We start from the raw sequence: 7,953 nt of genomic DNA on the forward strand, positions 1-7,953 counted from the left end.
GTCCGACATCACATACCCACTTCGTGCGCATGTGATGTCGGACGGGGGTGGGGGGAGCAATCAGAAATCAAAAAGATGTAAGTCAGGTATGGGGGTAGCCGTAGCATTTGCCGAAAATCGGGCGGATATGGCGTTGTGTCTGGTCGATGATCCGCTCGGCCTGTTGGGTTGAAACGATCGTCTGTCTCGCCACCGGCTCCTGGTGGGCGCGGCGTATCCGCCCAGCTCGCCGACGATCCGATTCGGGTCAGTACTCGTGTGGGACGTAAGGGCCCGCAACCCAAGGGTTGTCAGGAAGTGCGAAGTAGCGGGGTCTTTACGACAGGCTGGTGAATTCTCAGGCTCGTGGTGGAGCATTGCTGACGATGCGGTGGATGGTGGAGCGGCCGACGCTGTATTCCTCGGCGAGGTCAGCGAGGCTCGCGTCGTCGGCGGGGTCGTGGTAGCGGCGGTGGATTGTTTTCCGTGCCGTGAGAGGTAGTTTCGGCTGTTTGCCTTTGAGTCTGCCTTTTGCGCGGGCTTTGGCCATGCCCTCGCGGGTGCGTAGGTGGTTGAGGTTGGCTTCGAATTCGGCGACCATGGCGAGGGTTTGCAGGAAGAGCTTGCCGAACGGGTCTGCCCAGTCGTAGATCGAGCTCCCGAGTCCGAACAGCACATCGCGCTCGCGCAGTTCGGTCAGGGTCTGGCCTGCTTCGGCCATGTTGCGTGCGAATCGGTCGAACTTCGTCGTGGTCAGCACTACCTGTCGCTCGTCGATGGCCGCTGCGGCGGAGGTGGCGGCGGCGAGTGCGTTGTCCAGGCCGGCCCGGTTCTTGCGGGTGGTCCCGGAGAACCCTTTGTCGATGAAGATCCGCTCGCGCGGCACTCCGAGCGCCAGTAGTTGTTCGGTTTGGATCTCGACGTCTTGTTCGTCGGTGGAGCAGCGGCAGTATCCGATGCGGAACGGCTCACCCATGCCGAAAGTGTTCCAGATGGCGGGGGTTGACCGGCACAGTTTGCGGAACACCTCTACGGAACACCGGTGTGCTGGGCCGATGTTCGTTCTGCGTGGTGTTCCGGTGGACGATCGGGTTACGGAACAGGTCAGGGGGGTGTTATCGGTGTGTGGGGGTGTGTTGTGGGGTGAGGAAGTGGTTGACGTCGACGATGAGGAACAGGGCGGTGGCGGTGGTGACCACGTGGGCGTGGTCGTTTTCGATGGTGGCTTTCAGGTGGAGTTTGCGGCCGTCGCGGGAGTGGATGTGGGCGCGGAGGGTGTAGGGGGTGTCGAGCAGGATCGGGGCGAGGTAGTCGATGGCGAGGTGGCGGGTGACGGCGGGTTCCCCGACGGTGTAGAGCAGGAGTCCGAATAGCTCGTCGAGGACGGTGGCGACCGCGCCGCCGTGGGCGATCGCTGGGGCGCCGACGTGGCGGGAGTCGAAGCGGTGGTGGGCGTAGACGCCGTGTGCGTCGCGTCGGGCGCGTAGCCGGTGGCCGTGGGGGTTGGCCGGTCCGCAGCCCAGGCAGTGGTCGTGGTGGGGCGGCAGGTCGGCGGAGTCGGGTGCGAGCACGGGGAAGGCGGGGATCCAGTCCGGGACCTGGCGGGGCTCGGGTGTGTGGGTGCTGGGTGTGTTCTCGGTCATGGGTGCTTTCTGTGAGTGTGTTTAGGCGGTGATGAGGATGTCGCAGTGGGTTTTGCGGGCGAGCTCGATCGGTGGGGTGGACAGCAGCTGGGCCAGCAGTGGTGACCGGTGGGGGTTGGCGGTGACGATGAGGTCGGCGGCGGTGGCCGCGGCCAGGTGCAGCAGCGCGGGTAGGGCGGGTTCGTCCAGGATGTGGGTGTCGACGTCGGTGGCGCCGTGGGCGAGGGCGTGCTGGTGGGCGATGCGCAGGACGGTGTCGGCGGGGGTGCTGCCGTGCAGCGGGGAGGTCTCGGGTCCGGGCCGGTCGAGGTGGGCCTTGGGTGTGTGTTCGTCGATGCGGTGGCGAGCGCAGACGATCAGTAGCCGGGCGTGGGTGGCGTGGGCGAGTTCTGCGGCGTGCTCGACCACACGGTAGGAGCGGTCGGATCCGTCGGTGTCGACGATGATCGTGTGGTAGGCCGTCATGACGGGCGTCTTTCACGAGGAGAGGCGTGTGAGGAGGGGGGAGAGGTTCTCATGTGCGGGCGTGGCGTGCGGCCGGGGGCCAGGACGGCCAGCACGATCGCTGTGGCGGTGGTGAGGGCGGCCAGTGCGAGCGCGGCCTGGCCGCTGCCGTGCACGAACGCGGCTTGGGCGAACTCGGCCAGCGGCGCGGCTACCGGCCCGGCCTGGTCGGCGACTTGCAGGGCGGCGGCCAGGGAATCGGCGACCGGGCCGCGGGCGGGCTCGGGTAGCCGGGCCAAGGCGGGCTGGATGCGGTGGGTGTAGCCGGCGGCGAGGACGCTGCCGGCCACGGCGATCCCGATCGCGGCGCCGATCTCGCGGGCGGCGTCGTTGACCGCGGCGGCGACCCCGTGTTTGGCCTCTGGGGTGTCGGCGACGATGGCATAGGTCGCCGGGGCGGTGCACAATCCCAGGCCCGCGCTCATGATCAGCAGCGGCCACAGCAGGTCGGGATAGTTTGCGGCGAGGGTCAACCGGCTCACCAGCACCAGCCCGGCGGCGATGGTGAGCAGGCCGGTCACGGTCATCACCCGTAATCCGACCCGGCTCGACAGCCACGGCGCGATCACCGAGATCGCGACCAGCGGCACCACCATCGGTGCCAGTGCCAGCGCCGAGGCCAGCGGCCCGTAACCGAAGATCAGCTGCAGGTACTGCACCAGCAGCAGGAACACTCCGAAGGTGACCAGGAACTGGATGGTCACCGACAGCGACCCGGCACCGAAACCGCGGCGGGTGAACAACCGCACGTCCAGCAGCGGCGCCGCGCTGCGCAGTTCGACGACCACGAACGCCACCGCCGCGGCCACACCGATCCCGGCCGCGGCGGCGACGAGCGGGTCGGCCCAGCCGCGTGCGGGGACCTCGATCGCGGCGAACACGATCGCGGCGACCGCGACCGCCACCGTGCCCGCGCCGACCCAGTCCACCGGCGGATGCTCACGGTGGCGGGATTCGGCGATGGTGCACGCCAGCACCGCCAGCACCGTCCCGGCCACGGTCAACCCGACGAACACCGAGGGCCACGACCATCGTTCGAGCAGCACCCCGGCACCGAGGATCCCCAGCACCGCCCCGGATCCGGCGACCCCGGCCCATATCCCGACCGCCCGGCCGCGATGAACAGGGGCGAACCCCGCGGTCAGGATCGACAGCGTCGAGGGCATCACCAGCGCCGCGCCCGCCCCGGCCAGGGCGCGCGTCGCGATCAGCCACACCGGCTCGTCCAGCAGCAGCGGCAGCGCCGAGGCGGCGGCGAACACCACCAATCCCGCCACCAGCACCACACGTCGCCCGTAACGGTCACCGACGGCGCCGGCGGGCAGCACCAGACACGCCAGCACCAGTGTGTAGCCGTCGACGATCCAGGTCAGCTGAGCTTGGGTGGCCCCGGTCGCGACCGCGATCTGCGGCAACGCCGAATACAACGCCGCCATCGCCGCGACCACCAGCGCCACCGCCAGGCACGACACCGTCAGCATCCACCACTCGGCCCGGGTCCACCGGGCGATCTCGACAGTGTCCGTCCCAGGCGTGTCCACCGGCACCTCCCGACTTTAGAGACCGATAGTCTCTGTGCGAGACCATTCGTATCATAGGGGTCGGGGTGTGGGATAGAGTCCACTCACACCCACAGCCGCACGGCACGAATCCGGAGGAACACGCGTCCATGACCGACCCGCACCCCGCGGACGACGAGCAGGCCGATCCGCGGCTGGCACGCTCACGCAACCGGTTGCTCGACGCGGCCACCCATCTGCTGTCCACCGGCGGTGTCGAGGCGGTCACCGTCGAAGCGGTCACCCGCGTATCGAAAGTCGCGCGCGCCACCCTCTACCGGCACTTCGGCAGCACCACCCATCTGCTCGCGGCGACCTTCGAACGGCTGCTCCCCCACGTCGACGCCCCCACCGGCACCACCCCGGTACGCGAGCAGCTCCTCACGCTGCTCACCACCCAAGCCGACCTCATCGAACAGGCCCCGGTACAGATGACCACCCTGGCCTGGCTGGCCATGGGATCCATCGACGACAACCACACCGACCCGGCCGCGCTCACCTCACTACGCGCCCGCGTCATCGAGCAATACCGCCGACCGTTCGACCAGATCCTCACCAGCCCCGACGCCCGCGCCACACTCGGCGAACTCGACACCACCTTCGCCATCATCGAACTCCTCGGCCCGATCGTGTTCGCCCGCCTCACCGGACTACGCACCATCGACCACGACGACTGCGCCCGGCTCGTCGACAACTTCCTCACCGCTCACTCAACAGCCACCGCATCAACCAGCCCGACCGGCACCGGCAGGCCGTAACCACAGATCGGCCGCGCAGTCAGAACAAGGTGTCACGCACCCGCAGCGGCCGGTACCCGGTCGGGCCCAGCTGGGCCAGCTCGGCGTCGATGTCGACCTCGATCGCACCGAAGAAGTTGATGTTGGCACTGTGCGCTGGGGAAATATGGGCCAGGACCTCGTCATCGATACGCTGCCCGGCGCGGCGCATCTGATCGACAGCGAGCCCGTAATACTCTGTGGTCCAGGCGATCACAGCGTTGGTCGCCAAGGTCAGGCACCAGGCTTGCTCGGTCTGGTCCTCGAGATGGCGCGCCCGGATCATCCCCTCGTGGGCATAGAGCAGGTCGCGGCGCAGCGCGTGCAGCGACTCGCCCTTGTTGAGCTGCCGCGAGATCTTGCGCCGATAGTCCGGATCGGAGAGGTACCTCGCGGCGTAGATGGTGCGCCGCAGCGCTCCGTATTCCTTGAGCGCCGCGGCCAGAGTGTTCTGCCGCCCCGACGCCGAGAGCTTGCCGACCAGCAGCGACGCGGTGGCGTGCCCGAACTTCAGCGATCCGGCCAACCGCAGCAGATCGTCCCAGTGCTCGGCGATCAACTCCAGGTTGGCCTTGCGGGTCATCAGCGGGCCCGCATGCGGGAACCGGGCCTCGGCCTGCGCGCGCGGGCCCGGCCGGTACAGGGTGATCCGGCCCAGATCCCGGATCCGCGGCGAGAGCTGCATCCCGAGCAGGTCGAACAACCCGAAGTTGACCAGGGTGACCCCGTGGGTGTCGGTGGCGTGCTCGGTGATCGGCAGATCCGCGGCATTGCCCAGGATCTCATCGAGCACGTAATGGGCTTCACGTTTGGTCGCCACGATCACCTTGGTGCCGTAGGTGGCATGCTGATCGGTGACATGGGTGTAGGTCGACAGGCCCTCGCTGGCGAAATTCCGGCTCAACGGCCGCGCCGTAGTCGACTTACCGCGCGTCGGGAAACGCTGCCCATCGCTCGACGACAGGGTGCCGGCGCCGAACACCGGGGTCAGCGGTAGCCGCTGGTGGTAGCCGATCAACACGAGGTTGGCCGCGCGCAGGGTCTCCTCGCGCACATACCACTCATCGGTCCAGGCCAGGATGTCGTAGGTGATCCCGCACGCCTGCGCCATCCGGGTCAACCCCAGGTTCGTCGAGTGCGCGAGCAGCACGGCGATCAGATTGCGTTTGAGCTCCGGCGTCCGGGTGGCCTGGCCACCGGCGTGGGTGAAGCAGTCCAGGTAGCCGGTGCGTTTGTCCAGCTCGATCAACAGCGACACGATCGGCGCGAACGGCAGCATGTCGGTCAGCTCGGCCTTGAGCGCGATCGCCTCGGCGGGAACATCTTCCGCGCTCAGCGGCGAGATCACCAGATCCCCGCCTTCGTCCACCCTGACCGGGCCGTCCCCGCCGGCCAGCACCGCCTCCAGCTCACCGACCGCGTCGTGCAGTTCGGCGACCACGGCGGCCAGCGCGACGCCGGGATCGGCGGATCGCCCGACCAGGCGGCAGAACTCGCCGCGTTGCGGTTCCCACTGCCCGGTGGTGAGCAGGTAGGCGGCCGGGTCGGCGTAGCGGCGCGAGCCGGGCACGAACACATCCCCACTGCGCAGCCCGTCGCGCAGTCCGAGCAGTACGCACAATTCCCAGTAGTGCCGGTACGCGGTGGCGCTACCGGTCTTTCGGGCCTCGTCGAGGTAGCCGCGCCATTTCGTCGGCACGAATCCGGTCGGGGCGTCGTCGAAGACCTTGCGCCGCCCGGTCGCGTTCAGCTCGCGCAGCATGTTCACCGCGATCAGCAGCTCGGTAGCGGCGGTGCCGCCGGCGAAGCGCACCGTCTCGAGCACTGCGGGGGTGAACTGGCGCAGGTAGTTGTAGGAGGAATCCAGCGCTGCCAGATGCCCGTGATCACGCGGCAACCTGGGTTTGGCCTGGGCGATCGCCGCGCGCAGGCGTTCCCACCCGATCTTCTCGCCGCGGATCAGCGCGCCGATCTCCTCATCAGCCACCGTCGGGTCGGTGACGATTTCCAAGAGATCGTCCAGCAGCGCCTGGCGGTCCTCGCCGGTCTTGCCGCGCTCGGCCAGCTGCTGCTGCATCTTCCGTTCGGCGGCACCGAACTTCGCCGAGATCGCCTGATCGAACAACGCCACGACCTCATCGAGCACATCGGTGCCCGACTGGGCCAGCACCGTGAGCAGGATCGGATACCGGCGCTGCGGATCCCGACGCTCCAGGGCTTGCGGACTCAGACGCCGGCCCATCGTGGCCAAGAACCGGCGCCGCTCGGCGGGCAGCACCGACAGATCCAGCCGATCAGCACCCAAACCCCGCAGAAACCCCAGCTTGTCGACCTCGGCGCGGACCGCAGCCGCCGACGCCTCCACCGGCCCGGTCGACAGCCACCGCAACCGCGAGATCCCCAGCGACGCGTCCGTGACCAGCAAGCCGTCCAACTCCGCACACCGCGCCGCAGTGAACTCGTGAGCGAGCCGGTCATAGGTTTCGGTCTGGGCCTGGTGCCGGGCGTGGGCGACCCGCTCCACCACGGTGACAGGGCCCGGCCGGATCACCTTCGCCGAGATCAGATACTCACACGCCAGCCGGAACAACAGAGTCGGCGAATCGTGCTCCATCGCCCGCGCGAGCAGGAACTCGTCGAGCTCCTTGAACTCGAGCGCACCGGCCGCACGCCATCCCAGGTACCGCGCGGCCAGGCGCACATGCTCGGTGCGGGTCTTGGCTCGCCTGCCATAGGCACCGATCACCACCGGGTCGACCCGCAGCTGCTCGGCGAGGCGGGCCACCGCCACCGGTGGGGCCGTGACCAGTCGATCCGGCACGAATCCCAGCCACGGCAGCGTGCACAACGCGATCGCCAAGCCCAGCCGTTCGGCCGGTCCCCGGCCGCGGCCCGGATCCACGAACGCCAGATCCGCCGACGTGAGCGTGAAGTATCGAAACAGCTCCTCGCGGCTGATCTCCGGGAATCCCCGCAGACGTTCCAATTCCTCGTCCGCGAACATCCGCGTCGCCACGAACCCCAGCCTCCACCAGCGCCGACCAACACCATCACCGGCAGCCAAGCACCAACCAGCCGACAGCGCATGCCGAACCCGAAACCCGATGCCTACCAGGCGGCTACGCCATATCCGCCTGATTTTCGGCGGATGCTACGGCTACCCCGTATGGGAGGGAAAAGGAGTGGGAGGTGGTTGGGTTGGGGTGAAATCGGAAAGTTTGGGTGCGGGGGTGGGTTGGGCAACGGGGTGGGCTGGTGGCGTCGTGCGCGGAGGTGGCGGTCTAGAGATCCGCAGCTGGGTGGGGTGGTCCGGGGAAGGCTCGGGCGCGTGCTGCAGGTGGGTGGTGCGACGGCGCGGGCGCCGTCGTCCGCGAGCCGGGGGCTCGCGCCTGCTTTCCGCCGGGTGTGGTGTGCGGCGCCTCTCCGATCGGCCTGATCTGGGGCTATCACACGGTCACCGGGCATCCAGGGCGCTGCGCGTCGGCTGCGCCG

At 68.4% G+C, this 7,953-nt stretch carries 6 protein-coding genes; 1 reads left to right on the forward strand and 5 read right to left on the reverse strand.

Annotated elements, in window-relative coordinates; all coding sequences use genetic code 11:
• Window positions 1–337 precede the first annotated feature (337 nt).
• The 4 genes from ACFUUZ_RS31250 to ACFUUZ_RS31265 all read right to left on the reverse strand — a co-directional run bounded on the left by ACFUUZ_RS31250 (window position 338) and on the right by ACFUUZ_RS31265 (window position 3,667).
• Window positions 338–955 (reverse strand): recombinase family protein, encoded by a 618-nt coding sequence (locus ACFUUZ_RS31250; protein ID WP_040801230.1) that lies wholly within the window; start codon window positions 953–955, stop codon window positions 338–340.
• A gap of 139 nt (window positions 956–1,094) precedes the next feature.
• Window positions 1,095–1,622 (reverse strand): PaaI family thioesterase, encoded by a 528-nt coding sequence (locus tag ACFUUZ_RS31255; protein ID WP_280489959.1) that lies wholly within the window; start codon window positions 1,620–1,622, stop codon window positions 1,095–1,097.
• 21 nt (window positions 1,623–1,643) lie between these two features.
• Window positions 1,644–2,087: a universal stress protein gene (locus tag ACFUUZ_RS31260; protein WP_043737890.1), complete on the reverse strand. Its 444-nt coding sequence runs from the start codon at window positions 2,085–2,087 to the stop codon at window positions 1,644–1,646.
• Complete coding sequence (locus tag ACFUUZ_RS31265) at window positions 2,084–3,667, reverse strand: MFS transporter (RefSeq protein ID WP_378702580.1); 1,584 nt, start codon at window positions 3,665–3,667, stop codon at window positions 2,084–2,086. Before ACFUUZ_RS31265 ends, ACFUUZ_RS31260 begins: the two co-directional genes overlap by 4 nt.
• Before the next feature lie 128 nt (window positions 3,668–3,795).
• Between ACFUUZ_RS31265 and ACFUUZ_RS31270 the strand changes: the two genes are divergently transcribed.
• Window positions 3,796–4,443 (forward strand): TetR/AcrR family transcriptional regulator, encoded by a 648-nt coding sequence (locus tag ACFUUZ_RS31270; RefSeq protein ID WP_011212399.1) that lies wholly within the window; start codon window positions 3,796–3,798, stop codon window positions 4,441–4,443.
• 19 nt (window positions 4,444–4,462) lie between these two features.
• Here the strand turns inward: ACFUUZ_RS31270 and ACFUUZ_RS31275 are convergent, their stop codons facing one another.
• The gene (locus ACFUUZ_RS31275; RefSeq protein ID WP_378702578.1) at window positions 4,463–7,477 is read right to left on the reverse strand and encodes a Tn3 family transposase; all 3,015 of its coding nucleotides are present in this window, start codon (window positions 7,475–7,477) and stop codon (window positions 4,463–4,465) included.
• Between the last annotated feature and the right edge of the window lie 476 nt (window positions 7,478–7,953).

The organism is Nocardia sp. NPDC057353, from assembly GCF_042667085.1.
Lineage (GTDB): Bacteria > Actinomycetota > Actinomycetes > Mycobacteriales > Mycobacteriaceae > Nocardia.